Origin of the sequence: Kribbella sp. NPDC023972 (assembly GCF_040639075.1) — a bacterium.
Taxonomy (GTDB): Bacteria; Actinomycetota; Actinomycetes; order Propionibacteriales; family Kribbellaceae; genus Kribbella.
Genome location: NZ_JBEZZH010000010.1, coordinates 209,231 through 232,215 on the forward strand (window position 1 = coordinate 209,231; position 22,985 = coordinate 232,215).

Here is a 22,985-nt window from a genome sequence, read left to right on the forward strand (position 1 = left end):
TCTCCGCAGCAGCAGCGCAGTGTGGCCGGTTCTCGGCGGTGACGCGGTGGGCTGGACCTGGGATGCTGCCCGAATGGAGGAGAAGAGCCCGGTCGGGAGCCGTTTCGTCGCCATAGCACCGCCGACACTGCTGTGGGCGGTGGGGGAGCTCTGCCGGTCGCTGACTGCCGAGCAACTCGCCTCCTTGAAAGTGTCGGCCGGCGAGCACCTCGCGGCCATCCTCACCACGACCTTCCTGGCATGTGCGCCGGTGAGCATCGACAGCGACGGAGGAACCGATCTGACCTTCGACTTCTCCCGGCGCCCGGCCGATCACTCGCACGCCGTCGATCTCGGACCCGCCGCGTCGGCTGACTTCGAGATCAAGTCTTTTCCAGGCGGCTGGCGCAAGTACGGCGCACTCGTAGACAAGGCGCTGGCCGCCGGCAGATCGACCGACGATCACCAGCACGTCGCAACCTTCAGGCATGTGAATGACGTCCTCCGGGAGGAGGGGCGTTCGATGATTCGCCGGGCGAAGGAGCAACTCGATCGCAAGTCCAAGCCCGGGAGATCGAAGAACGTATTCCTGATCGCCAATCTCGTGGACCAACCCATCATCGAGTTCCAGTCGCCGATCCTTGCCTACATGCTGGATCCGTTGGATGACATCGACGGCATCGACAGCGTGTGGGTCCTCTGGGCCCCCGGCCACCTCGTCGTTTGGTCGGCCGGCTCGCAGACATGGACGGACCTCGTCTACACCGCCGACGATCCCCAGGACCCAAGCGTCGACTACGACGAGAATCTGGACTTCCTCCAGCAAGTCGAACAGCGCTTTTTGGACGAGACCGGCTGCGACGGAGGATCCCCGTACCTCTTCCGCCTAACTGCCGGCTAGACCCCCGGACGCCGGCCAGCCAAGGTGCGCACCTCGCAGCATGTGCGTCCCACACCGGCGGCGCCGACCACGGGCAGGCGCTGAAGAAACCCAGTAGGGAACCGGCCCGGGTGGGCAGATACTTGGAGGGTGTCAGGTCAGGGATCGGCGCGCCGGGCGAACCCCACCGCCGCACCGGTGCAATACGCGGAGTTCGTTCGCGTGGTCGCTCAGTTCAAGACGACCAAGCTCCTTCGCCTGCTCGCGAGCGTGGCGGGGGAGCAGTGGCAGCGGCCCAGCCATCAGCTCGTCGACGTGCGCGACCCGATCCTCCCGCACGCGGCCAGCCTGGTCGCGATGGAGGCGCTGGGCTCATGGGGACGGCACGGACAGACCACACCGACGCGGGACGACCTGCGGTACCTGAGCGAGATGGTCGTGGGACTGGATGACCCTTTCGCTAGTTCGGCCGACGAGGCCGGCCGCCTGGCCGATGGAGCACTGGACGACCTCCTGCTCCGGGTCGGCTTCCAGCAGTTCGCCTACCAGCAGCCTGTCTTCAACGACACCGCGAGGCTGCGGCCGATGCTGTCGCGCCCGTTTCCGGCCGATCGATTCCGCTGCATCTCCGCCGAGGTCATCACCCAGTTGCTCGGCACCGACCTCGACACCTACATCGACCTTCAGCCCTTGTTCCTTGCCGCGGTCATGGTCAACCGGGGGCAGTTCAATGCGGCGTGGTTGGACCAGCCCAACTTCGGCGAGCTCACTGCACACTTTCCGCCGGCTGACATCCTCGCCGTGTATGAGGCGATGACCAGGCCGGGCCAGGATCTGCGGCGTCTCATCCGCCCGAACCGGCACCCCGATCCGCGGATGCGCCAATACGACTTCAACCCCCTGGTCGCCAGCCCGTTCGTCGGTCTGCCCGATGGCACTTCTGTCGCGCCACAACCCTTCTTCGTGACCGGCAGATTCACCCCCAGCGCCTTGTACTACGCCGGCATCCGCCGATTCGGCAACGACTTCGCGACCGACCTGGGCTACGTCAACGAGGACTACGTTCTCGCGCAGCTTGGGCAGCTCCGCACGATCGGGCAGCAGGTTGACGGCGAGATCGAATGGAAGAAGGGCCGCAAGACCGTCGACGCCACCGTGGTCGCCGCCGATCAGGTGGTGCTCGTCGAGGTGAAATCTGTGCGACCGATCCTCAGCGCGCGCGCCGACTTCGCGTCCTACACGGCCCACCTGGCGCGCGATATCAAGAAGGCCGTCGAGCAGCTCATCGACACCTACGACCTGTGGAAGGCCGGAAACCCGCACCTGGACCACCTGCCGGCGTACGGGTCGACGACAGTCAGCGCCCTGATCGTGGTCCCCGAGCCGCTGTACCTGGTCAACCACACCGCCTTCCGGGCGACCCTTCCTCCCGCGCCGTTTAGCATCGCGATCATCTCGATGACCGAACTCGAGCACCTCGTCGCGTGCGCACTGCACGAACACAACGCCACCGTCCTAGCCAATGCCGCTCGGCCGCATCCGGGAGGAATCATCGCGTCAGACGTGCAAGGCGTGCTGCTGGATGCCCAGCGGCGAGCTGGCGGGAAGATGCCCCGCAATCCCTTGCTCGACGCGGCGTTTGACGCGATGAGGATCAGGTCCAGCTAGGCGGGATCAGCCCGCGGTTTCGGAGTCGCTCTTTGTCCGGGGCCGGCCTGGAGTCCGCTGGTGCTCGTCTTCGTAGCGTTCGTAGTCGGACAGCAGCCACAACGAATCGCGGCCGGTGTCGTACACCGGACGGGGGAAGTCCGGTTGTTGCCGGATCCTGTGCGCGCGCTGCTTGCTGACGCCCAGCCGTTCGGTGATACCCGAGGCGGAGATCAAGTCCGGCAACTGCGCCGTCGCCTCGGAGGCCAGGTGGATCTCGCGATCGACGACACGAACACTGACCGGTTCGCCGAGCTCGTGCGAGGAGGCCGCCGTGGTGTGGGCCAGCAGCGACGATGCCAGACCAAGAGCCCCCAGGAGGTCTTCTGCGTTGACGACGATCACTAGCCGAGGTGCGCCGTCGGCACTAGCCACCTGGGTGGCAGAGCCGACCTGGTCGTGCGAGGCCAGGTCCGCGGCCAGGCGGTCGACCTCATCGCGAGAATCGCCGGCGTTCCATTGCAGCTGCACAACCCACGGGCGCAAGTACGAACCCTTCCTCGCTCGGCCACTCATCTCCGGTCAGGTTCAGGCTAGAGCAGTCGGCCGAAGGCTGACCGTCGCGACTCCGCTTCCCAGGCAAATAGTTGACCATGGGCAATAGATATGGAACAGTTGACCGTGGTCAATAGTTTAGCTGTGGAGGGAGAAGACGTGGCAAAGACACTCCTCGAATGCTGGCTGCCGGCCGCCGCGCCACGGGTCAGCGGCTCGCGCGCTGCGCGAAACCACGCTCGCTTGGCTCAGGCATCGCTTCTCGGGTTGGCCCTCGGCGCACGCGATCTGGCAGTGGCTGCGGCCTTCGTCCGCCTGACCTGGCTGGACGCGCTCGAGGTCAGGGTCGAGTCCGTCGTCGACGAGCGCATGGAGGCGCTGGCCAGCGGCGCCGCCGTAGAGCACCTCCGGCCCTGGACCGCTGGTCTGGTGCCGGCGTGCTTCCACGCATGGCAGCCCCACCTGACCCAACTGACCCGCAGCGATGGGTCGGAACTCTGCCTCATCGATATCGTCTACACGACGGCGACCTTCCAGGATCTCTGGACGCCGTGACGACAGCGCACCAGGCAGCCAGCAGCAGCTGATCGCCCGGAGCGATGAAGCCCAGACCAACCCGTGCATCCGGAACAGGCCGCGGACTGAGGAGTGACCAGTGCCAGATTCCCGACCCCGCGCGATCGAGATCCAGCGTGAGGCCGACGGCAAGACTCTGCATCTGCGCTGCCCGTACTGCGGCGAGCTCGACAGCATCGCCGAGGTCGGCAAGGCAACGCGCTGGAACAAGGTCGACGAAGTCTGGGACAACGACGGCGACCTCCACATCCACTGGTCCACCGATGACGTGAAGTTCGAGCACACCGGCTTCCGCTGCGTCGAATGTGACGCGACAGTGGTACTGGCGACCGCGATGTATCACTCGAGCGACGACGATCAGCAGGCCCGCCTCGTCGCGCCGGAAAGCCTGACGCCTCAGGAGGAGCTGTGACCTCAACGGAGAGTTCCGCGGCCGGCGACTGGCGGGCCCCCATCGAATCGCCGGCCGGACGGGGTTCGCTGGGCTGACCTCGCCGACCCCCGGGTACCGCGTGCGCTCACATTTCACACCGTTCTGGTACCTGATGGTTGGGGCAGATCCACGGCGGGAGGCGATCGCTGCCGCGGGAACACTCTTGGTTTACCTGTCGGTCCAAGATCCGCGTGCGATAGACGAGGACGTCCGCCGCCCCGAGGATCCGACCGACCGGCGCATCAGTGACATCTGGGTTCATCCGAACGCACGAGGCGAGGGAATCGGCAAGCTCTCGGTCTGGTAGCGAAGGCCCACCTGCTCTTCGAGAGCCACTCGCGCTCCAGGTCAGCGGCAGGTACGAACTGGGCGAACTCGTGCGGCGACTTCCCCCTCCGGCCGAGGAGGTGGTCGACGAGGCCCACCTTCGAGCGCGGAGGCCGGATCTCGTACGACCAGATCCTCGTACTCCACCCAGATCTGATTGGTCTTCCGTTCGCCGCCGAGTCCTGAACCGCGTGTCTTCACCGAAGTCCTTCGCCGGCCCCGACTAGCGTGCGCGGTGTGACCGAGACCGCCAATCCGCAGTACCGCTGGACCGCCGATGCTGTGCCGGCGGGCCGCAGGGTTGGGCAGGTCTACGGCTGGTTGTTCGATCCACACGGGCGTGTGCTCGTCCAGGAGACAACCGGTGGTTGGAACCTGCCGGGTGGCTCGCCCGAGCCGGTGGATCCGTCGCACGAGGCGACGCTGCGGCGGGAGGCTCTTGAGGAGTCGCAGGTCGAGATCGGCGCGATGGCTTACCTCGGCTACGAGTGGGACCCGCGTAAGCGTGAGACGGCGCTGGCCAGGTACGTCGGCCACATCTCGCTCTTCCGGCCACGACACCCTGATCCAGATGGCGGCCGGCTGCACGGACGATGGCTGGTGCCGATCGAGGACGCGGTCCACCTGCTGAGCTGGGCTGATTCCGGGCGGAGCCAAGCTGCCGCCGCAGCGGCGATCGCCACAGCTCGCTGGGGAATACCGGCAGACCGCCCAACGGCGCCGCGGGAGCACGTGGACTGAAGCGAGGCTTAGTCGCCCAGACGGCCGAGCTGCTTGATGAACGTCCGTACTGCGGCGCTGTGATCGAACCTGCGCCGGACATCTCGACCTGCGCGGTCCCGCATTTCCCGGCGCGCCTCCGGGTCAAGGCTGAGCGCGCGATGGATGGCGGCGGCGAGCCCGAGCGGGTCGTGTGGGTCGCAGGTGAATCCGGTCACGCCGTCGATCACCTGGTCGCTCAAGCCACCGGCGGTAGTTGTCACGACTGGGGCAGCGCCGGCGGCGTGCGCCTCGATGGGGATCCGCCCGAACGGCTCAGCCTGTGACGGTACGAGGACCGCGCAGAGCGCGGGATGCCACAGCAGTGCCCGGATGGCGGGCGAGAAGGACGTGACGAGGGAGACGTTGAGATGTTCGGACTGGATCCGCCACGCCAGGTGCCGCTGGTAGTCCGTGACCACTGGGCCGTCTGTCACAGCGGCCAGCACGGTGTGGGGGACTGGTCCGCCCTGGCGCTTGAGGTACTGCAAGGCGTCGAGGACATCGTCGTATCCCTTGTATGGGGTTGCGCGCCCCATGCAGAGCATGAAGCTGTCGGCTGCGTGTGGAGGTAGCGGTAGGGCTTGACCTGCAGGCTGTCGCCAGTCGGCGTCTACGAGGCCGTTGGGCAGGTCGATGATGTGGCGGGCGTCGACGGAGTAGTCCGTCTGCAGATGGCTGCGCATGAACGCAGAGATCGCTGCCACCCGCGCGCCCCGGTCCGTAGCTTCCTGAAGGGCCGCAGACTCCCACGCGACCCGGTCGAGATCGCCTGGAGCATGGATCCTGGCGGTGGAGCGTGGGACCAGGATGAGACGTTTGGCCAGTTCAGGCCCGAGAACGCTTCCGAGGCCGAGGAAGGGGACATCGAGCGCGATGATCCACGGCATGCCGTTGGTGCCCGCGAAGCGCCTGTGCAGCCGGCACGAAGCGTCGTGGACCACACGACGGAAGTTCTCGAGGCCGCCGAAGCGCAGCTGGCCGTGTGTCCCGTTGTCCAGGGCCTCGATCACGCTGCCGGTTTGAGCCAGGAGGGCTTTGGTTGCCGCGTGCCACGATTCGTCGTATTCGCTGCTGCTGGGGTCGAGCCGGATGGGCATGACGAGGATGTCCGTGCTCGGCGACGAGTGGGCGAGCAGCTCCTGGAGCAGGGTTCGGTTGGAGGTTCCGGCGCCGGTGCCGCAGCCGTAGAAGCCGTCGTGCATCAGCACGGCGATCGGGAAGCGCTCGGGTGCCATCATCAGACCAGGGCCTCCCGCTCGAGCGCATCGACTGCCTCGGCGATCGTCGGATGTTGCAGGTGCTCCCAGTTGGCGGTCGCTACCCGGACTGCGAGTTGACGGTGGACCCGGGCGATCGCCCTGATGGGATCGGTGTAGAACCCGTGCAGACCGAGGAGGCCGGCCGGTGTGCTCCAGATGTGCTCGGCGTTGAGCCGGCTTGCTCGCCGCGCAAGGCTGACGGCTGGGTCGACGTGAAGTACGACATAGGTGTCGGCGATGGTGAGGTCGCCGGCGGCGAGACACTCGAAGGCCCACTTCGCGCGTGCGGCAAGGAGTTGACGGTCGTCGAGAGAGAAGGCGTAGGCCAAGGAGGAGATCCAGTCGCGATCGAGCCAGACGACTCGCTGATGGCCTCGGGCGCGGCTGGCCTGTTCGTTCTTGATCAGCCAGTTGCGTTGATGCGCGGCATCGTCGTCGACGGCCGGGTGGCCGGCGATGGGGATCGTGGAACCGGAGGGAGTCGTGTATTCGCCGATCACGCTGTGGCCCCATTCTGCGAGTACATGCAGCGCGGTGGTCTTTCCGGCGCCGGGTGGGCCCTCGACCGTGATCAGCCTTCCGGGGTTCCTGGGTTCAGAAGAGTGTCTCGTCAGCATGGGGGCTCCTGGGCTGGGTGCGCGCGTCGGCGGTGATCCCGCGGGTGCGCTGGGAGCTGGAGGGCAGCGTGGGACGGCCAGCCAGGAGGCGGCTGTCGACCAGCGTCGGTCCAGCATCGACAAGGTTGATGAGGAGGTCTCGCCCACAGGCGACGATCACGGTGCCGGTCACAGTGGCCTCGGCGGCCAGGGCGGTGAGTTCGTCGTAGTGGTGAGGGAGAGAGGCCAGCCCGAACCGGGCGAGGTTGTCGTGGACAACCGGTTCGTGGGGAGTAGTGGTGCCGGCTGGGAGAGTGTCGCGGATCAGCCGGTGCGCCTTGATCAGCTCGGAAGCTCGTTCCTCGGCGGAGCCAACGGACCACCACGCGGCGACCTTCTCCGCTCGCCGTCGCCGCTGTGGTGCGATCGTCGCGGCAGAGACGCGTTGTTCCAGGTGCCGGATTCCTGGCAGGGATCCGGTCGCGACCCAGACGTAGGCGACGGCTCCCTGCTCGGCGAGGCGATTGGAGCCCCGGTCGAGTGCGGTCGTGCCCACCTTGAGCAGCTGCGGGCCGAACCATGCCAGGTAGAGCGCGTGCGCCCGTCCATCGTCGAGGACGTCGCCGCGGGCGAAGGCACGCCCGGGGTCGGCTGCGCTACATGAGTCGCACTGCGCGGACGGTCCAGGTAGTGGCATTTCGTTGCTGAGTGGGCATGGCTGCCGGCGCTGGGTCTGGGGGAGCCACCAGCCGATGCAGCGACGTGGCGTGCCGAAGTCCAGTGCCAGCTGGCGGCTCGGGTCGACCGGGAGACTGCGCGAGTTCCCGGACTGGTCAGCAACGGCGAGGACCGGCCTGTTCGACTCCCAGAAGACGCCGGTAGTGATCCAGTCGCTCGGCTGCGTCCGCACTGTCGTACCTCCGGTACAGGTCGTCGTGGCTGCCGCTGAGCAGGCGCAGGTCGCACCAGGTCTCACCAGGGTTGTCGGGCATGTGGAGGTGGTTGCGCAGCGGGTCCGAGTTGCCGAGGATCTCGCGGATCGCGTGCTTGCGCTGATGGCCGGCTGGCGTTGGGATCTTGGCGCGCAGCGTCAAGACAGTGCAGGGCGCCGAGGTGAGGTAGTGGTCCCGGGCGGCGATAAAGTCGGCGCCGTAAGCCTCGGGATAGAGCCGGCGGACATCGTGCGTGCTGAGGATCCTGACGATCGGCTGCTCGATGACGAACTGACCCGCGAGGAGGTCCACGACGGCGGCCGCGTCGCCGCCTGGCTTCACCATCGCCAGACCGGAGCTGATCCGCGGCCAGCTCAGCACCGGTTCCGGCGACCGCATCGAGGCCGCCCAAGCGGTGAAGCACGCACGCCGGCAATCGGGCCTCACGCCAGGGTGCATAGGGGTGTCGCGAGTCAGCTCGACAACGTGTGGAGCGCACACCGCGCACCCGCCCGAGCGCTCCGCCGGCCGCAGACCCAGCGTCTCGGCCGGCGAACCCGAGCGGAAGCAGATCCACCAAATGTCCCAGGGGCTTCGAGGCGTCCAGTCCACCAGGCCAGGCGTCTGCCCCGCGGCGGCCTGGTCGACGAGGTAGCTGAGTACCGTCGTGACCTCGCCGCGATGTCCCAGGCCGGCCACGGCCGCGGCGCTCGTGCCGGTCACAGGGGCGCTTTCACACGGACGGAGCTGTCCAACGACTCCGTGAGCTGGAGTTCGACTTCGGCCAGGCCGGACGTCGGCCGCAGCTGCTCCACGATCTGGTCGAGCAGGTAGCCGGCGATCGCCTCGGTGCTGGTGCTCGTTGTCGGCAGCAACATGACGTCGTCGGCCGGAAGGTTGTAGACCTTGCCGGCACCCCGGATCACGACCTGGCTTCCAGCGTGCTCGATCGTCACGCCGGGAGTATCTGAGGCGAACAAGGTGCGCTTGCGCAGCGGCGCGAGCGCGGCGCGCAGGGTGCCCTTGACCGCGGCGAAGTCCGCGATCATGCCGTCCTTGTCGAGGGTGCCGGTGAGGTGGAGCTCGACGATGTAGGTGTGTCCGTGGAGACGCTCGAACTGCCCTGCGTGAACGCCGCTGTGGGCGGCGGAGAAGGCGAACTCTCCGTGGCCGATCGTGATGGTGGTCGTCATCGCGCGTCCCGGGTGAGAGCCATGAACTCCGCGCGGGCGCGGGCGTTGTCGAGCAGTACGCCGCGAACCTCGGAGGTGATCGTCTCGGTGCCGATGACCTGGACACCCCGCAGCCGCATGCACATGTGCTCTGCGCGCAGGACGACCCCGACGCCTTGCGGCTTGAGCTCGGTCTCGATGAATGCGGCGATCTGCATGGTGAGGCGTTCCTGCACCTGCGGCTGCCGCGAGAAGTGCTCGACCACGCGGGCCAGCTTGGACAAACCCAGGATGTTCTCGCCGGGCAGGTAGGCGACGTCGGCGGTTCCGAAGAACGGCAGGGCGTGGTGTTCGCAGACGCTGTGGAACGGAATCGCCTTCTCGGCAACCAGTTGGCGGTACTTCTGGTCGTTGGGGAAGACAGTGAAGTTGAAGGCGCGCGGGGTGAACAAGTCCTGGTAGGCGCGGGCCATCCTGCCGGGGGTGTCCGCCAGGCCGGGCTGCTCCAGGTCCATGCCAAGCGCGGTGAGGAAGTCGCCGGCGGCGGCCGTCGCCTCTTCGACGTCGATCGCCCGCTCGGCCGAGACGCGCGAGGGCGGTTCCGCCGGGGGACGGTCGAGATGCATTGCTGTCATTCGTACTCCCTTGGTGCATGAGGCCCATGGGCCTGATCTGCAGTGAGTCGGCGGGTCACATAAACTACTGACCGTGGGCAATAGTTACAGAAGAGTTGACCACGGTCAATAGTTTCGGAATCGTGGACGCGCAGCGGTTGAACCGCGGCTACCCTTCAGCGGACAGCGCTGAGAGGTGGCTCCTGCATCGGCCGGCCGGCTTCACGCTGGGCTGTCGGCGACGTTGCGAAGCCGACGTCGAGCACGACGGTCAGCGAGTACGACGAGAGGATGGGGTTCTGGTTGAGCGAGCACGTTGCGCCGGGGGATGACCTGTCGCCGCAGGAGCGCGAAGCTCTCATCCACGCGCTGACTCCCAGCGAGAGGCGCGCCATCGCGCTGACTCTTGAGGACCTGCGCGGCTGGGCGACGTTGCACGGCCAGCTGCGCAAGTTCGATCCCCAGACAGGTGCCGAACTCTCACCCCCGGTAAGGACTGTCGGCATCTACGACCGCCGGCCGCGGCCGGGCTTGCCGACCGACTGGATCGATCTGTTCATCCGGCTCGGCTGGATCGAGATCGTCAAACTCGGCAACGGTTGGAGTGTGTGGAAACCCACCGCCGCCGGTGCATCAGTGCGTGAACAGTGGCTTCCAGAACACATCCGCGAGCGAGGCTGAACCTCGATGAGCGCCGCGCCGAGCTGGTGCCGCGAGCCGCGAGAGTGGTTCCCCTGCCCATCCTGCGAGGACGGGCTCTACTGGACCCGGCAGCAGTGGACCGGTCCGAACTTCCGAGAGCACCCCAGCTGCTCGAGAGCAGGTTTGTGGCCGGCTTCCGACGTGCGGGCAGCCGCCGAGGTCCTCGCGTGAGTACCGATCCGGAGGTCGCGCGCCGGCAGGCCGCTGCGGAAGCAGAGATTGAGGCGATGCTCGAGGTCCGAAGGAAGTCGCTGGCCGCCGAGGTGCGCTCACTGGACGACCCAAGCGGAATCGACGAGACGACCTTCACGGTCGAAGGCTCCGATGCGGACGTCGCCCACGCTGAGGAACTGCTCGCCGGCAGCGGCATGATCCCGGCGTCCGATCTGTCCGGCCATCGCGGAGCCGTCAGGCTGTGGCGCGCCCACTGCGAGGCCAGCCGCGGCTTCCAGCACGTCGAACTCCTGGCGGCGGTCGACCAAGTGCTCGCGGCTCCCAGGCCCGTTCACCCAGCCAGCGGTTGCGACGATCCCGCACCGATCTACGCATGGGTCCGGCCCAGCGACATCCCAGTCACCAAGCACGAGGCCTTCCCGTACCACCGCACACCAGCCGAGCTCGCCCAAATCGCCGCGAACCTGATCCGGGAAGCAGGCGATCCCGCCGGTCTCGCCGACATCCTGGGCGACGGGCTGGTTCTGTCGACGACCGTGACACCGCGGGGACCGGTCCATCTCGTGACCGAGAACGGCAACCACAGAGCCGCCGCCGTCCGCGCAGCCGGCTTCCCAGTCGCCTTGGCCGAGGTCACTGTGCAAAACCCACCATGGGAGGTCAGCGACACCACCGGCGCCGGCACTCAGACGCTGCTCAGGCTGCTCTATCGGTCCGGACTCCTGACCAACTACCAGCCCGACGGACCCACGGGCGAAGGACTCGACACATTCGATGCCGAGGGCATCAGCTCGTGGCTCCTCGGGTTCGGGTCGGCCGGAGCAGCACGATCCAACTTGCTCGCCTTCGAGGCGATGTTCGGGTGCCACCCGGACCCGCGGCTCGACTGGATCCGCGACGCCAAGTCGTTCAACCGCCTACTGCGGCACGAGCGAATGGTGCTGCCCGAGTACGGCCTCGACGTCCTTGATCGCATCGCAGGCCAGTGGCCACCCAGGCCCACGATCTTGCAGCGCCTCGAGCATGTGCTCTTCAGCCGCGGCTCGGATGGCCGGTAGCGGCGCAGGATGAGCGTCGGCCCGGCAACAGCCGAAGCTCCTAGTCGGCAGCTGGCAGACCAGCCGCTGCTCTGCGGATGTAGTCGAGATGCTTGTGGGGCTTCTCGACCGCATACGCGATCTCGTCAGGAGTGAAGCTCTGCTCGGCCATCCAGCGGGTCATCACGATGATGTCGGCGTACGTGGCCGGCTCGGCGAGTTCAACGTCCATGGCCGCGGTCTCCTCGGGATCAGTTTGGGGAACAGCTGGACGGTAGAAGTCCAGCGCCGGCCGCGTCCACACCTGCACCGAGAAGCGGGCTTATCAGTGCAGGTGTGGCCTGTGCGGATTCCAACCCGGACGTGCGCGACCCGCGACGTGGCTGCCCGTCGACCGGGATGCGGCGGGCAGCCCGTTCCGTCACAGGGAGACGAGGACGATTCCATCCACCAGGCCGTCGAGCGCGGCCGGAACGGGGACGTCGCCGGCGACCGATTCCAGGGCGCCGTCGAGCAGGTCCTGGAACAACTGCCGTTCGAGCAGCTCCTCGACGTAGCGGGGTGGGCTGTGGCGAAGGCCTTGAAGGATGTGCCGGAAGTAGGACGCTGGGAAGTGCCCGCGGTCGTCCGGGACGTCGGGGAACAGCGGGGCCCCCGGGACCGCGATCAGTTGAGCGCTGGGAGCAGAGAACGCGCCGAGCCGGGCGTGGCTGACCAGGCGGAAGATCCGCTTGGCGACCTCGCGCGGCCCAACTTGGGGTTTGAGGAGGAAGTCGCGGAGATCGCCGGGAGGGATGCCCTGCAGGTTGAGGTCATTCACCGGGCCGACGGATCGGCGCGGGTCGACGAGGTCCTCGAGCGAGATCGACTCGTCGAACAGTGTCTCGGCCGTGTCAGCCGGCGAAAAGATGGGGCTGAGCTGGAAGGCGGTGATCATCGAGATCGCCAGCCGCCGGCAGCCGACACACTCGGGCTGCTTGGCGTGGATGCAAGGCAGGCCGGTGCGAAAGGTGGGGCCGCCGGTGTAGACGCCGTACATCGCGGGGACCTCGAGCTGGGCCGCGGTCTTGAGCAGATCGGAGTACTGCTTGCCGTTGTTGTGGCGAATGTCGAGTTTCCACTTGGTGCCCTCGTGGGTGAGCCGCTTGGCCTGCACCAGCATGCCGAAGCAGACCCCGCTGGAACGGTCCAGCCACCACCACAGATAGTCCGCGCCGACTCCGCCGCCCTCCTGGTTCTTGTTGAACTTGCTGACCCGGACGGTGGGGTGACCTTTGTGGACGCAGACGTCGGTGACTGTCTCCTCGGACCAGCCGAGGTCGACGGCGTCCATATCCTCCATGTAGGTCTCGGCGGCTTCACGGATCCTGGTGAAGGCGGCCAGGGCCTCAGCGGTGGTCACGGCAGGGGAGCCGGCTCGAGGTAGCCGATGGGGCCGCCGCTGTCGACCCTGATCGTGCTGTTCATGATCTGCCGGGCGAGATCGCGCAGATCGTCGCGGGTGTCCTGCGGGTAGGTGACGACCATCCTCGGGTGAGCCCGGGCGAGCAGCTGGCCGGCGTAGTGATGCCGAACGAACGGCTCGCCCGGGTATTGGAAGCTGGCGACCTTGGGGCTGCTGATGGCGTACACCGCGACGGGCAGGGTGGCCACGGTGACCGCGAACAGGGTGTTGTCGATGACTCGCTCGGGGACCGAGCGCCACCAGCGCAGGCTGCTGTCGGCCAGTTCGTCGTCGCTGTGCTGGACGTGGAAGCCGATCCATTTCCGTGTGTCGTGGGGGTGCTTGGCCGGGTCTGCTTCAGCGCGGGCGTCGGTGCGCAGCACCGTGAGCTCGCCGGCCGCGACCTGCAGGCGGGGTCGGCCGGCCAGCCTCTCGACCTCCTCGAGCTCGATCGGGACGCTGAGCATGCCGGCGCGGACGAGCTTGTCCACGCCGGGACCGTTGATGCCGAGCCGGGCCGCGGTCTGGGTGCGGTTGAGAATGCGTGCTCGCGGGTGAGGGTTCTCGGCGGGCACGAAGGTCGGGAGTGGCATTGGTCATCCCTTCGGTAGGGGCGAGCCCAAGGCCTCGGTGGCCGGCGGGCTTCGTGACGACGATCGTACAGTGCGTTTATAAACGCACCAACCTGCCGTGGAGAGGCTCTCTGCCCCGGCTGGGGCAGGCCACGAGTCCCAGTCCCAACGGCCCGCCGGGAGACGCGGGGGGAGTGGGCGCCTGGCGTCGACCAAGGATGGCCGGGGAAGGTCAGGCGGTCAGCGTACGACAGCGGTGTCGAGGCGCCGGTGGATCATCGACAAGGTCGTCAGCAGCTCGAGGAGCTCGTCGTCGGTGACGGTCCGGTTCAGCCGCGGGTCGTGAGCGACGGGGTTGCGGTACAGGCCGGCCAGGCCCTTGATGAGGTTGGCGAAGCCCTTCTGCTCGTCGCGTTCGGTCTGGCTCTGAAGGGGGCTGATGGCGATCCGCGGCGTTCCCGACTGGCCGAGCGCCAGGACGTCGTCGACGAGCGAAGCTCCGTCGCCGGTGGCTGCGGTCAGCTGCCGGAGGCGGTCGAAGACGCTCTTGGTCGCCTCTAGCTGGGCGTGGAAGTTGTTCTTCTTCAGCAGCTCGAGGGTGCAGTACTCCAGTACCCGGGGGTGGGTCCGCCGGCGGAGGAGCTCCGATTGCAGCGAGGCGGCGTTGCGGGCGGCCTCGTCGAGAGTGGACGAGGCCGCGCCCCACTGGACCGCGCCCTTGTCGTTGACTCGAAGGCCGGCGAAAGTCAGTACTTCGTTCAGGCGGTCCTGCCTCCAGGTGAACAGATCGCGTTGGTCGACGTAGCCGGCCGGCGCCATGGCGTGGGTGATGAATGTGACGATTCGCTGGGCGCTCTGGTCCTGGTTCTGCCGGCCGATGAAGGCCTCGAGCAGCCGGGCACGCTTCGACGCGTCTGGCCGCGGATCAGGGAACTTGAGCCGTGCGAGCAGCTCGGTGATTTGACCGCCAGTGAGGCCTTGCGAGGTGTCGGCCAGGACGTCGGCTACGCCACGTAGAACGGCCAGGTCCCAGGGCTGAGCAGCGGTCATGGCGCCCATTCTCGCGGTCCGCCGGCCTCACTGACGGGAGTGTCGCCGGGACACCCGGCATGGGGTCCAAAGTCGTCGGAAATGGTCCCTGGGGTCTGCCTAAGTTGTCGTCACCAACCACGCCGGGCTAGCCACCCGGAGACTTGAAGGAGTGCCGACAACATGAGCGATCTGGCAACCACAGTGACGATCGTGGACGCGTGCGGGAAGGCCGGAGTTCCGGTCCTGCTGCTGGGCGATCCCGGTATCGGCAAGTCCAGCTTCGTGCGGGGGATCGCGTCGAACGAAGACCTGTTGTGCGAAACGGTGCTGGGTTCCATCCGTGAGCCTGCCGACCTGGCGGGCCTGCCGGTGGTGACCGAACAGGGCGTCGTACTCGACCCTCCGGCGTGGGCCAAGCGGCTGGCGGCGGCGGACGCGGGCTATCTGTTCCTGGACGAGTTGACGACGTGCCCGGACACCGTGCAGGCCGCGATGCTTGCTGTGGCGCTCGACCGCACGGTTGGAGATCTCCGGCTGGGTAACGAGGTCCGCATCGTGGCAGGCGCGAACCCGCCCGACACGGCAGCGGGCGGCTACGAACTCGCCGCACCGTTGGCGAATCGGTTCTGCCACCTGCGTTACGCGCCGACCACGGATGAGTGGATCGACGGCATGACGACCGGCTGGTCCACGCCGCCCACGTCTCGGGCGATCGATGCCGACGATCTTCGGCTCGCGACCACGACGGCGACGGTGACGGCGTTCATTCGCACGCGCCCGGATCTGCTGCACTCGCTGCCGAAGGACGCGGACACGCTGGGTGGTGCGTGGCCGTCGCGGCGGACGTGGTCGATGCTCGCGCGCACGCTCGCTCACGTTCGCGACGGGGACGACGCGGCTGTTCAGACGCTGGTGTTCGGACTGGTCGGTGAGGGTGCCGGATCGGAGTTCTTGAAGTGGCGTCAGGCGATGGACCTGCCGTCGCCGGACGCAGTGATCGCAGACCCGTCGATCGTCGCGTGGAACGACCGTCCTGATCGGGTCTGGGTGGTGCTGGCGGCAGTGGTGGGCTGGGCGGCGTCTCGTGGCTGTGTGCAGGCCTGGCGTGACGCCTGGGGGCCGATGGTCGCTGCGGCCGAAAACGGTGCTGCTGACGTGGCCGTGGCGGCTGCGCGGACGCACATCCGTGCGCGGCCGCCGCGCGCCACGTGGCCTGCGACGGTTCGCAAGTCGCTCGGCCCGGTGTTGGAGGCGGCGGGCATTCTCGTCGCGCCTTTGGCGGTTACCGCTGACGACGCGGCGGGTGCGGCATGACCGGGCAGGTTCGCGCTTTGGAGGATGCGGAGTTGGATGCGTTCCGGGCACTTCGGGTGGTGGCGGGGGAGTCGATGCCGTATTTCCTGCATGCGTTGTTCGCGGTGTCGCCGGTGGCTGAACCGGGATTGGGCACGTTCGCTGTCGATGCGCATTGGCGGCTCTACATGGACCCGGACTTGCTGCTGGGGCCGAACCGGTGGTCCCCGGTGGAAGGCGGCGCGGTCCTGCTGCACGAGGTCAACCACCTGTTGCGCGACCACGCGGAGCGGGCGGCGGGATTGCCGATCCCTCGCAGTCACGTCGCATGGAATCTTGCCGCCGACGCCGAAATCAACGACGACCTGATCGCTGCGGGCGTTGGGTTGCCTGAGGGTGTGGTGACGCCTGCCGGTCTCGGTCTGCCGGACGGCCTGCTGGCCGAGCAGTACTACGCCGCGCTGGGCAAGGCGGCTGAGGACAACCCGGAATTGCTGGCAGGCATGGACGACGGCGGGCCGGGGTGCGGATCTGGTGCCGGTACGTCGGCGGTCGCGGGTGAACTGCCCGCACCACCGTTCGACGGCGACGACTCGGCAGCGGCTGGTCTGCCGGACGGTACGGGGGGCCTGTCGGCGGCTGCGGCGGGGATGGTGCGTCGCGCGGTCGCGGTGGCGGTTCAGGAGTACGGGCAGTCCAAGACTCGGGGGACTTTGCCGGCCGGACTGTCTAGGTGGGCTGCGAGCACTCTCGCGCCGCCCACGGTGCCGTGGACGCGCCTGTTGCGGGCGGCGGTACGTCGGGCTGTGTCGGCGGCTGCGGGGCGCTCGGACTACACCTATTCGCGCCCGTCTCGGCGGCGGGTTGCGGGTGTGGTGACTCCGGCGATGCGGGGCCGTGAGGTTGGGGTGGCGATCGTGGTGGACACGTCGGCGTCGATGGGGGCTGAGGATCTGGATGCCGCGATGAGCGAGGTCGGTGGTGTGCTGCGGGCGGGGCAGGTGGCGCGTGACCGGGTGCGGCTGTTGTCGTGCGACGCGGCGACCGGTGTTCCTCGTCCGGTCCGGAGCGTGGCCGGGATCGAGCTGGTCGGTGGTGGCGGCACTGACATGCGGGTGGGTATCGCGGCGGCGACGGCGGACCGCCCCGCGCCTGATGTGGTGATCGTGCTGACCGATGGGTACACGCCGTGGCCGGACCGGCCGATTGCGGGGCGGCTGATCTGCGCGCTGATCACTGACGGGGCGGCTGTGCCGCCGCCGACTCCGGCGTGGGCTACGACGGTGACGATCCCGCGCGCATCCATGGCGGGTGCGTGATGACGGGCGTGGGGGAGGACCTGCGGGCGTTCGCGGAGCGGTTGCTGGCAGGAACTGGTCTGTCGGTTGAGCAGGCGATCGAGGCGGCGTCCGGGGTCGCGATGCCGGACGCCGCAGAGGCTTCTGTGGAGGCGCTGCGGGACGGCTGGGCCATGGCTGAAAGGGCGTGGTCATGACGGTTGAACAGTTCGACTTGGCGCAGCGCCTGTACGCGGCCTCGATGGGCGAGCCGGTGGCGCGCCTTGTCCACGCGCCGACGTTGCCGGTCCGGCGTCCCGTCGCCGTGCGCGCCTGGAGGGCGAACCGGCAGATCACGGTCGCGGCGGCGATCCCCGGTACGCCGGTGACGACGGCGGTGGGCCGGGAGGCGCTGGATCTGCTCTATGGGATGGGTGTGCGGATGTCTGCCGATGCGTGGGCGACGCTGGTCACCGACGACGAGGTCACTTTGCCGTTGCTGATGAAGCTTGCTGACAGCAACGATGGGGATGCCGAGTATGAGGACACGGCTGCGCATATCGCTTGGTGGGGTGAGCGTTCGGCCTTCCCTGGCAGTTCGGCCGTGGCTCCGCTGGTGTCGTTGTGTCGGACCCGGTGGGTGACCGGTGAGACCCCGCAGGCTGAGCGGTCGGCCCAGACTTGGCGTCGGTGGCTGAGGGTTCCGGGGGAGGACTGCTCGACGCTGCTGGACGTGCTGGCGCTGGTCAGTGCGGGCAAACCGCTGTCGGGGTTGGATGCAGTGGCGACGGATGACGGGTTCTCGTGGAGCTTCGCTCAGCGCGAGTATGCCGACGGGCTGGACTGGCGCGGTCCGGACAGCGTGAGCCGGGCAGCAGCCGGTCTGCGGGCACGGTGCGATGCGGCGGACCTGTTTGATGCTGCGCTGCTGACCGACCCGTTGTGGTGCCGCAGGGCGATCCATACCGGCCATGTGAGTAGCGGGCACGTGGTGCTCGCGGTGCCGGGTGCTCCGTCGTCGGCGGTGGGTTTGGTGTGCGATCGGTTCGCCACGCGGCTGCGGGCTGGCAATGCCGTGGTCGGGTGGGCCGGTGACGCTGACGGGCGGCAGACGGAGGACCGGTTCAGCGGGACGTTGCTGGACACGGCAGTGGTTGGCGGCGAGTTGGTGCTGGTGCTGTCGGTGGCGGCGGCGAGACGGCCTGCGGCGGGTGCGCGGGTCACGGTGGCGGCGGCTCCTCCGAAGGCTGAGGCGAAGAAGGCTGGTCTGACGCGGTACCGCCGTCTGTATCGCAGTGGTCGGTCGTGGCTGGCCAGAGGCAGAAAGCCGGTGACGACCCGGCGTGACGTGCCACTGGACGTGTTCCTCGCGGCGTCCGAGTAACCCCAAACCCGATCGACTTGAAGGGACTGAAAGATGCGCACTCTCCCACGCACGGTGGCGTCAGGTTCACCGGCTTCTGGATCGGCTGATGGCTCGGGATCCGCGACAGGGGCGACGGCGGTTGCTGCGCCGGTTCAGGCACCGCAGGGGCTGTGGCCTGGTGCGGCGTTGCTCGACGCGCCGGAAACGGCGCGGGTGCTGCACTCGGCATGGAGCGGCGATCCGGCGGTTGTGGTGCGGTCGCCTCCGGGGGCAGGCAAGACCCGGCTGGTGGTGTTGCTGGCTGCTGCGCTGAGCCACCGCGCGAACATGCGGGTAGGGGTCGCGGCTCAGACCAAAGCGCAGGCAGTCCAGATCGCTGAGCGGCTCGGTGCTGTGAGCAATCGGGGAAAGTTGCTGTGGTCAACGAGCGACGCGAAGAACAGGCCGACGATCGACGGCGTTCCAGTGATCGTCGGGGCAAAGGAGACCTTCTCCGGCGACGACGGTGGTTGTGTCATCGCGACCACTGCCCGGTGGCTGACCGGAGATCCGGCGAAGATGGGCTGTGACGTGCTGATCGTGGACGAGGCGTGGCAGGCGACGTACGGCGATGTGGGAGCGCTGGGGGCGTTTACCGGCTCGATCGTGTGTGTTGGTGACCCTGGCCAGATCGATCCGGTGGTGACGGGAAGTGCGGAGCGGTGGCGGCACTCGCCCACCGGTCCGCACCTGCCCGCACCGGACGCGCTGCTGGCGGCGCACGGCGACGCGATCGAGACTGTTGCGTTGCGGCACACGTGGAGACTCGGCCCGGAGACCACGGCGCTGATCCAGCCCGCGTTCTATCCGGAGCTTCCGTTCACATCGAAGCGCCCAGCCGAACAGGTCCTTGACGCTGGCGGGAGAGTCCTGGCGGAGGTAGCGCACCGCATGGTGCAGGTGAGCGGTGGACCTGCCGACGCCGGACTTGCACATGCTGCCGCCGATCGGGTCAGGGCGTTGCTGGGGGCAACGTTGCACACCTCCGCTGGTGGAAGAGCGCTTGCTGGGAGCGACATTGCCGTAGTGTGCCCGCACGTTCAGCAGACAGCCAGCATCCGCGCTCTGTTGGCCGACGAGCCGGACGTGCTGGTGGGGACGGCCAACCAGATGCAGGGGCTGGAAAGGGCGGCTGTCGTTGCGCTGCACCCGTTGGCGGGGTATCGGGAACTGAACGAGTTCGTAACCGATGAGGGCCGGGCTTGTGTGATGTTGAGCAGGCACCGCGCGCACCTGACAGTCGTGATGGACAGCCAGAGTCCCGACGTGTTGTGGCGCAGCGAGGACATGGGTGGAGTCGCGACGCATCGTCTGCTGTCTGCCGCGTTGTTGGGCTCGGCGGCGGTGTAGCCACCAGACTCGGCGGCGGGGTGACTGAGGCCGGGGTTGGCCTCGGTTCACTCGCCGCCGGGGCAGCCCGCATGGGGTGCGCCGGCGGGCTTCTCCGGCCTCTGAACGTCGGCGGCTGAGGCTAGCGTTGGTGGCAACCAACCAGCGGGATCTAGCCAATCCCGAGTGCAGGCGGAGGAGTTCCCTATGTCGGTCACCTTCACCATCGAGTCGATCCCGACCGGTGCCTTCCAGTTCGAGTGCCACGCCGGCCACGAGGCGATCCGGATCCCGCTCCAGGCGGCGAGCTACGAGACGGCGGTCGTGGAGCTGGCCGAGCACAAGGCACAGTGTGAGACCTGCGGGACGTATGGCGCCTGCGTGCAGGGCGTCAACGACATTGACGACGAGCTCGACGTCAACGTGTCGCAGGCCAACGCGGTGGTGCTGCTGCATGCTCTTGGGCTGCCCGTTGAAGACCTGTCCGGCAGCGCAGCTGCACAGGACTTTCTCGGGCGGGTGATCCTTGCCCTGGCCGACGTCGGGGACGACACCGGCATCGCGGCGACTGTCACCAGGTCCAATCCGCAGGGGATGACGTTCATCGAGTGTGGCGTCCGGCCTGGTTACAAGGCCGACATGTTTGGCCGGCTGTTCGAACTGGCGACCGAGGCGGTCCGCCTGGGCCGCGACATCGGGTGGTCCTGATGCGTGCGAGCGGCACCACCTGAGCAGGCGCGCCTCGAGTGTTGCCTCGGCTCGAGGGAAAGCCGCGGGCGGGCTATCTGGCGATCGGCCGGCCGGACGCGTCTACCGGACGCGGGGACCCCCTTGTAGGCCCTCGGGCTTGGCGCGTCAACCGTTGGTTCGGAGCACCGCGGCCGGCCACCTCGGCGGTATCACCGAGGTGGCCGGCCTGAAGGTCTGCGGACGTGGTCTTCTGCGCCCGGAGTTCTGGGGCGATGCGGTGCGGTTGCCCCAGAGCCAGGGAGGCAAGGCGGCGGCGATCTGGGGGGCCTCCGCTGGCCGGTTGCCGAGCCGCCGGCCAGGACCCCATGCCGGGTGTTCCGGCGGTGAATTGGTGCCCTGAATGTCGGTGGTCGGGGATAGCGTTGGTGGCAACCAACCACACGGGATCTAGCCAATCCCCAACGCAGTAAGGGAGTTTCCCCATGTCCTCTTTTGTAGGTATGGACGAGCGGTACGCACGTGCGGCGCTGTCGAGGGTCGTTGAGCCGGGCCACGCGAAGCGGGGTGCTTTTGAGGATGTGCCGCCGGTGGAGCTGTGGGCGAAGGTCCAGAGTGGCGAGGTTCAGGTGGAGGAGTGGTCGGTCCGGGCCGCGGCTGTCGATCCGGTGCGTGACCTCGAGCGTGGGTTGCCTCTCGGGCTTCGGTTTGTCGTGCCTGGCGATGATGAGTGGCCGGTGGAGATGGAGCGTCTGCGGGGCCTCCCCGGTGGCGTGCCGTTCGGGCTGTGGGTGCGTGGGAGTGGCCACCTGAGGCAGGCGACGGAGCGGGCTGTCTCGCTTGTTGGGTCTCGCGCCTGTTCTTCGTACGGCGAGCATGTGGCGTCCGAGCTGGCCGCCGGGCTCGGCGCGCTGAAGTGGACCACGGTGTCAGGGGGTGCGTACGGCATCGATGCTGCGGGCGCACCGCGGGGCGCTGGCGGCTGAAGGGCCGACGATTGCTGTGCTGGCGTGCGGGGCTGACGTGAGCTACCCGTCATCGAATGCTCGGCTGTTCGATCGGATCGTGGATGGTGGGCTTGTGGTGAGCGAGCTGCCGCCGGGCGCCGCGCCGACCAAGAACCGGTTCCTGCTTCGGAATCGGCTGATCGCTGCTGTGTCGCGCGGTGTGGTCGTGGTCGAGGCCGCCCAGCGGAGTGGCGCGCTGGTGGCGGCGGAATGGGCCCCGAGCTGTGGGCGGGCGCTGATGGCGGTTCCTGGGCCGGTGACGTCTCGGCAGTCCGTGGGGTGTCATGGGCTGATCCGCTCGGGCGGAACGCTCGTGGCGGACGTGAGCGACATCCTGCAGGCCATCGAGATCCTTGCCGAGGTTCCCGCGGCTGCAGTGGCCGGAGCCGGGGCATGAGTGGGCAGGACGGGACGGCCGCTCGCACGGTGATGGTCCTGGTCGTCGACATTGACGGGATGGCGCGGAGGGATAGCTGGACGTCGAGCGGTGATTTCGTGGATCGTCTGCGGGGAGAGCTGAAGGGCACTGTCACCAGCGTGGACGTGATCGAGGGTGCGTTGGAGATGTGGGTGCATGATGAGTCGCTCTACCTCTGCCCGCCCAACCCGTTCACGACGGCGATCTGTGCCGATGTAGGCGGCAAGCGTCAGCCGTACTACGGGCGCGCCATCTTCACCGGTGTCAGCGGTGGTGGCGAGGTGGGTTCGTTGAGCGATGAGGTAGCGGCCGGGCTCGAAGCTTCCGTGAAGTACCTGACCATGCGTCCGGCGGCGTTGGCGGCACTGCGGGCTCTCGGGCAGCTGTTCCATGAAGCTCACGGGGTGACCACTCGGGCGTAGTTGGTTGCCGAGGGCCTCTGTCTGGCGGCGCGTTGCTGCTAGGTGGAGGCTCTTCGGTTTTGGCCGGGCGGTTTGGGGTGTTGGTGACTGGGGGTAGTGGGTGCGGTTTTTGGTGTAGGAGCGTGCCGCCGTGAGGGTAGCAGGGTGTTGGGTGTGGTTGGGGGCCGGCGTTGCCCCGGGCCCTCCTCTTTGCTGGCTGTCTTTGTTGCCGTGGGCAATGGTGTCACCTTGTATATAAGGGTTTTGGGGGATTGAGTTTGCGATGCGTCAGCATCGTGAACGCGGAGCCGTCAGGCTCGTGGTGGGCGTGTCGGCGCGTCAGCGCCGGGCACGTTCACCACAAACAGTAACCACATGCCTAGGGCAACTATTACCAGCCCGTCAGGGCTGGTGAGTGGTGGGGGGGGGGGGGGGGGCGCCCCCCCCCCCCCCCCCCCCCCCCAGGGCAGGAGAC

At 67.8% G+C, this 22,985-nt stretch carries 27 protein-coding genes; 16 read left to right on the forward strand and 11 right to left on the reverse strand.

What is annotated here, in order from left to right; all coding sequences use genetic code 11:
• Positions 1 to 73: 73 nt before the first annotated feature.
• Both AB0F43_RS31965 and AB0F43_RS31970 read left to right on the forward strand, forming a co-directional pair.
• Positions 74 to 880 (forward strand): hypothetical protein, encoded by an 807-nt coding sequence (locus tag AB0F43_RS31965; protein WP_360485316.1) that lies wholly within the window; start codon positions 74 to 76, stop codon positions 878 to 880.
• Between the two features lie 129 nt (positions 881 to 1,009).
• Positions 1,010 to 2,527, forward strand: coding sequence for a hypothetical protein (locus tag AB0F43_RS31970; RefSeq protein WP_360485320.1), 1,518 nt, complete (start codon positions 1,010 to 1,012; stop codon positions 2,525 to 2,527).
• A gap of 6 nt (positions 2,528 to 2,533) precedes the next feature.
• Here the strand turns inward: AB0F43_RS31970 and AB0F43_RS31975 are convergent, their stop codons facing one another.
• Positions 2,534 to 3,052 (reverse strand): hypothetical protein, encoded by a 519-nt coding sequence (locus AB0F43_RS31975; protein WP_360485325.1) that lies wholly within the window; start codon positions 3,050 to 3,052, stop codon positions 2,534 to 2,536.
• Positions 3,053 to 3,172: 120 nt separating this feature from the next.
• On the opposite strand from AB0F43_RS31975, the gene AB0F43_RS31980 reads away from it, so the two are divergent.
• The 3 genes from AB0F43_RS31980 to AB0F43_RS31990 all read left to right on the forward strand — a co-directional run bounded on the left by AB0F43_RS31980 (position 3,173) and on the right by AB0F43_RS31990 (position 5,138).
• Complete coding sequence (locus AB0F43_RS31980) at positions 3,173 to 3,616, forward strand: hypothetical protein (protein WP_360485328.1); 444 nt, start codon at positions 3,173 to 3,175, stop codon at positions 3,614 to 3,616.
• Between the two features lie 100 nt (positions 3,617 to 3,716).
• Positions 3,717 to 4,049: a hypothetical protein gene (locus tag AB0F43_RS31985; RefSeq protein ID WP_360485331.1), complete on the forward strand. Its 333-nt coding sequence runs from the start codon at positions 3,717 to 3,719 to the stop codon at positions 4,047 to 4,049.
• 585 nt (positions 4,050 to 4,634) lie between these two features.
• A complete protein-coding gene (locus tag AB0F43_RS31990) occupies positions 4,635 to 5,138 on the forward strand; it encodes an NUDIX domain-containing protein (RefSeq protein ID WP_360485334.1) in 504 nt (167 codons plus the stop codon).
• An 8-nt stretch (positions 5,139 to 5,146) separates the two neighbouring features.
• Here AB0F43_RS31990 and AB0F43_RS31995 read toward each other — a convergent pair whose 3' ends face one another.
• From AB0F43_RS31995 to folE, 6 genes are read right to left on the reverse strand one after another with little or no spacing between them, the layout of a single operon-like run.
• Entirely contained in the window at positions 5,147 to 6,397 is a 1,251-nt protein-coding gene (locus tag AB0F43_RS31995; protein ID WP_360485337.1) for a glycosyltransferase family 4 protein, read from the reverse strand.
• Positions 6,397 to 7,035, reverse strand: coding sequence for an AAA family ATPase (locus tag AB0F43_RS32000; protein WP_360485340.1), 639 nt, complete (start codon positions 7,033 to 7,035; stop codon positions 6,397 to 6,399). The genes AB0F43_RS31995 and AB0F43_RS32000 overlap by 1 nt, the downstream gene beginning before the upstream one ends.
• Positions 7,013 to 7,924 carry a DUF2797 domain-containing protein gene (locus AB0F43_RS32005; RefSeq protein WP_360485342.1) on the reverse strand — a complete coding sequence of 304 codons (912 nt, stop codon included), beginning with the start codon at positions 7,922 to 7,924 and terminating at the stop codon, positions 7,013 to 7,015. The genes AB0F43_RS32000 and AB0F43_RS32005 overlap by 23 nt, the downstream gene beginning before the upstream one ends.
• Positions 7,848 to 8,669, reverse strand: coding sequence for a hypothetical protein (locus AB0F43_RS32010; RefSeq protein WP_360485345.1), 822 nt, complete (start codon positions 8,667 to 8,669; stop codon positions 7,848 to 7,850). Before AB0F43_RS32010 ends, AB0F43_RS32005 begins: the two co-directional genes overlap by 77 nt.
• Positions 8,666 to 9,139 carry a 6-carboxytetrahydropterin synthase gene (locus AB0F43_RS32015; RefSeq protein WP_360485348.1) on the reverse strand — a complete coding sequence of 158 codons (474 nt, stop codon included), beginning with the start codon at positions 9,137 to 9,139 and terminating at the stop codon, positions 8,666 to 8,668. The genes AB0F43_RS32010 and AB0F43_RS32015 overlap by 4 nt, the downstream gene beginning before the upstream one ends.
• Complete coding sequence (folE, locus tag AB0F43_RS32020; protein ID WP_360485351.1) at positions 9,136 to 9,753, reverse strand: GTP cyclohydrolase I; 618 nt, start codon at positions 9,751 to 9,753, stop codon at positions 9,136 to 9,138. The genes AB0F43_RS32015 and folE overlap by 4 nt, the downstream gene beginning before the upstream one ends.
• A gap of 282 nt (positions 9,754 to 10,035) precedes the next feature.
• On the opposite strand from folE, the gene AB0F43_RS32025 reads away from it, so the two are divergent.
• Both AB0F43_RS32025 and AB0F43_RS32030 read left to right on the forward strand, forming a co-directional pair.
• The gene (locus AB0F43_RS32025) at positions 10,036 to 10,413 is read left to right on the forward strand and encodes a hypothetical protein (RefSeq protein ID WP_360485353.1); all 378 of its coding nucleotides are present in this window, start codon (positions 10,036 to 10,038) and stop codon (positions 10,411 to 10,413) included.
• Between the two features lie 188 nt (positions 10,414 to 10,601).
• Positions 10,602 to 11,666, forward strand: a complete 1,065-nt coding sequence (locus tag AB0F43_RS32030) for a hypothetical protein (RefSeq protein WP_360485356.1) — start codon at positions 10,602 to 10,604, stop codon at positions 11,664 to 11,666.
• Positions 11,667 to 11,706: 40 nt separating this feature from the next.
• Here AB0F43_RS32030 and AB0F43_RS32035 read toward each other — a convergent pair whose 3' ends face one another.
• The 4 genes from AB0F43_RS32035 to AB0F43_RS32050 all read right to left on the reverse strand — a co-directional run bounded on the left by AB0F43_RS32035 (position 11,707) and on the right by AB0F43_RS32050 (position 14,711).
• Positions 11,707 to 11,877 (reverse strand): hypothetical protein, encoded by a 171-nt coding sequence (locus AB0F43_RS32035; RefSeq protein ID WP_360485359.1) that lies wholly within the window; start codon positions 11,875 to 11,877, stop codon positions 11,707 to 11,709.
• Positions 11,878 to 12,066: 189 nt separating this feature from the next.
• Positions 12,067 to 13,047, reverse strand: coding sequence for a hypothetical protein (locus AB0F43_RS32040; RefSeq protein ID WP_360485362.1), 981 nt, complete (start codon positions 13,045 to 13,047; stop codon positions 12,067 to 12,069).
• Positions 13,044 to 13,682, reverse strand: a complete 639-nt coding sequence (locus AB0F43_RS32045; protein WP_360485365.1) for a hypothetical protein — start codon at positions 13,680 to 13,682, stop codon at positions 13,044 to 13,046. The genes AB0F43_RS32040 and AB0F43_RS32045 overlap by 4 nt, the downstream gene beginning before the upstream one ends.
• 219 nt (positions 13,683 to 13,901) lie before the next feature.
• Entirely contained in the window at positions 13,902 to 14,711 is an 810-nt protein-coding gene (locus AB0F43_RS32050; protein WP_360485368.1) for a TIGR02391 family protein, read from the reverse strand.
• A gap of 162 nt (positions 14,712 to 14,873) precedes the next feature.
• Here AB0F43_RS32050 and AB0F43_RS32055 point away from each other — a divergent pair, with 162 nt between their 5' ends.
• The 9 genes from AB0F43_RS32055 (at position 14,874) to AB0F43_RS32095 (ending at position 22,531) form a co-directional block, all read left to right on the forward strand.
• Positions 14,874 to 16,007: an AAA family ATPase gene (locus tag AB0F43_RS32055; protein ID WP_360485371.1), complete on the forward strand. Its 1,134-nt coding sequence runs from the start codon at positions 14,874 to 14,876 to the stop codon at positions 16,005 to 16,007.
• Positions 16,004 to 17,305 (forward strand): VWA-like domain-containing protein, encoded by a 1,302-nt coding sequence (locus AB0F43_RS32060; RefSeq protein ID WP_360485374.1) that lies wholly within the window; start codon positions 16,004 to 16,006, stop codon positions 17,303 to 17,305. The genes AB0F43_RS32055 and AB0F43_RS32060 overlap by 4 nt, the downstream gene beginning before the upstream one ends.
• Positions 17,305 to 17,481 carry a hypothetical protein gene (locus tag AB0F43_RS32065; protein ID WP_360485377.1) on the forward strand — a complete coding sequence of 59 codons (177 nt, stop codon included), beginning with the start codon at positions 17,305 to 17,307 and terminating at the stop codon, positions 17,479 to 17,481. Before AB0F43_RS32060 ends, AB0F43_RS32065 begins: the two co-directional genes overlap by 1 nt.
• Positions 17,478 to 18,647 (forward strand): hypothetical protein, encoded by a 1,170-nt coding sequence (locus tag AB0F43_RS32070; RefSeq protein WP_360485380.1) that lies wholly within the window; start codon positions 17,478 to 17,480, stop codon positions 18,645 to 18,647. The genes AB0F43_RS32065 and AB0F43_RS32070 overlap by 4 nt, the downstream gene beginning before the upstream one ends.
• A gap of 168 nt (positions 18,648 to 18,815) precedes the next feature.
• Positions 18,816 to 20,018, forward strand: coding sequence for an AAA family ATPase (locus AB0F43_RS32075; protein ID WP_360485383.1), 1,203 nt, complete (start codon positions 18,816 to 18,818; stop codon positions 20,016 to 20,018).
• Between the two features lie 186 nt (positions 20,019 to 20,204).
• Positions 20,205 to 20,705 (forward strand): hypothetical protein, encoded by a 501-nt coding sequence (locus tag AB0F43_RS32080; RefSeq protein WP_360485386.1) that lies wholly within the window; start codon positions 20,205 to 20,207, stop codon positions 20,703 to 20,705.
• Between the two features lie 464 nt (positions 20,706 to 21,169).
• Positions 21,170 to 21,670: a DNA-processing protein DprA gene (locus tag AB0F43_RS32085; RefSeq protein WP_360485389.1), complete on the forward strand. Its 501-nt coding sequence runs from the start codon at positions 21,170 to 21,172 to the stop codon at positions 21,668 to 21,670.
• Positions 21,636 to 22,088 carry a DNA-processing protein DprA gene (locus AB0F43_RS32090; protein WP_360485407.1) on the forward strand — a complete coding sequence of 151 codons (453 nt, stop codon included), beginning with the start codon at positions 21,636 to 21,638 and terminating at the stop codon, positions 22,086 to 22,088. The genes AB0F43_RS32085 and AB0F43_RS32090 overlap by 35 nt, the downstream gene beginning before the upstream one ends.
• The gene (locus AB0F43_RS32095; RefSeq protein WP_360485392.1) at positions 22,085 to 22,531 is read left to right on the forward strand and encodes a hypothetical protein; all 447 of its coding nucleotides are present in this window, start codon (positions 22,085 to 22,087) and stop codon (positions 22,529 to 22,531) included. Before AB0F43_RS32090 ends, AB0F43_RS32095 begins: the two co-directional genes overlap by 4 nt.
• Positions 22,532 to 22,985: the final 454 nt, after the last annotated feature.

What these genes read in the sequence shown, in the direction of transcription:
- AB0F43_RS31965 (WP_360485316.1), top strand. Translation starts at nt 74, where the DNA reads ATGGAGGAGAAGAGCCCGGTCGGGAGCCGTTTCGTCGCCATAGCACCG.
- AB0F43_RS31980 (WP_360485328.1), top strand. Translation starts at nt 3,173, where the DNA reads ATGGAACAGTTGACCGTGGTCAATAGTTTAGCTGTGGAGGGAGAAGAC.
- AB0F43_RS31995 (WP_360485337.1), bottom strand. Translation starts at nt 6,397, where the DNA reads ATGATGGCACCCGAGCGCTTCCCGATCGCCGTGCTGATGCACGACGGC.
- AB0F43_RS32000 (WP_360485340.1), bottom strand. Translation starts at nt 7,035, where the DNA reads ATGCTGACGAGACACTCTTCTGAACCCAGGAACCCCGGAAGGCTGATC.
- AB0F43_RS32015 (WP_360485348.1), bottom strand. Translation starts at nt 9,139, where the DNA reads ATGACGACCACCATCACGATCGGCCACGGAGAGTTCGCCTTCTCCGCC.
- folE (WP_360485351.1), bottom strand. Translation starts at nt 9,753, where the DNA reads ATGACAGCAATGCATCTCGACCGTCCCCCGGCGGAACCGCCCTCGCGC.
- AB0F43_RS32035 (WP_360485359.1), bottom strand. Translation starts at nt 11,877, where the DNA reads ATGGACGTTGAACTCGCCGAGCCGGCCACGTACGCCGACATCATCGTG.
- AB0F43_RS32045 (WP_360485365.1), bottom strand. Translation starts at nt 13,682, where the DNA reads ATGCCACTCCCGACCTTCGTGCCCGCCGAGAACCCTCACCCGCGAGCA.
- AB0F43_RS32050 (WP_360485368.1), bottom strand. Translation starts at nt 14,711, where the DNA reads ATGACCGCTGCTCAGCCCTGGGACCTGGCCGTTCTACGTGGCGTAGCC.
- AB0F43_RS32055 (WP_360485371.1), top strand. Translation starts at nt 14,874, where the DNA reads ATGAGCGATCTGGCAACCACAGTGACGATCGTGGACGCGTGCGGGAAG.
- AB0F43_RS32060 (WP_360485374.1), top strand. Translation starts at nt 16,004, where the DNA reads ATGACCGGGCAGGTTCGCGCTTTGGAGGATGCGGAGTTGGATGCGTTC.
- AB0F43_RS32065 (WP_360485377.1), top strand. Translation starts at nt 17,305, where the DNA reads ATGACGGGCGTGGGGGAGGACCTGCGGGCGTTCGCGGAGCGGTTGCTG.
- AB0F43_RS32070 (WP_360485380.1), top strand. Translation starts at nt 17,478, where the DNA reads ATGACGGTTGAACAGTTCGACTTGGCGCAGCGCCTGTACGCGGCCTCG.
- AB0F43_RS32080 (WP_360485386.1), top strand. Translation starts at nt 20,205, where the DNA reads ATGTCGGTCACCTTCACCATCGAGTCGATCCCGACCGGTGCCTTCCAG.
- AB0F43_RS32085 (WP_360485389.1), top strand. Translation starts at nt 21,170, where the DNA reads ATGTCCTCTTTTGTAGGTATGGACGAGCGGTACGCACGTGCGGCGCTG.
- AB0F43_RS32090 (WP_360485407.1), top strand. Translation starts at nt 21,636, where the DNA reads ATGCTGCGGGCGCACCGCGGGGCGCTGGCGGCTGAAGGGCCGACGATT.
- AB0F43_RS32095 (WP_360485392.1), top strand. Translation starts at nt 22,085, where the DNA reads ATGAGTGGGCAGGACGGGACGGCCGCTCGCACGGTGATGGTCCTGGTC.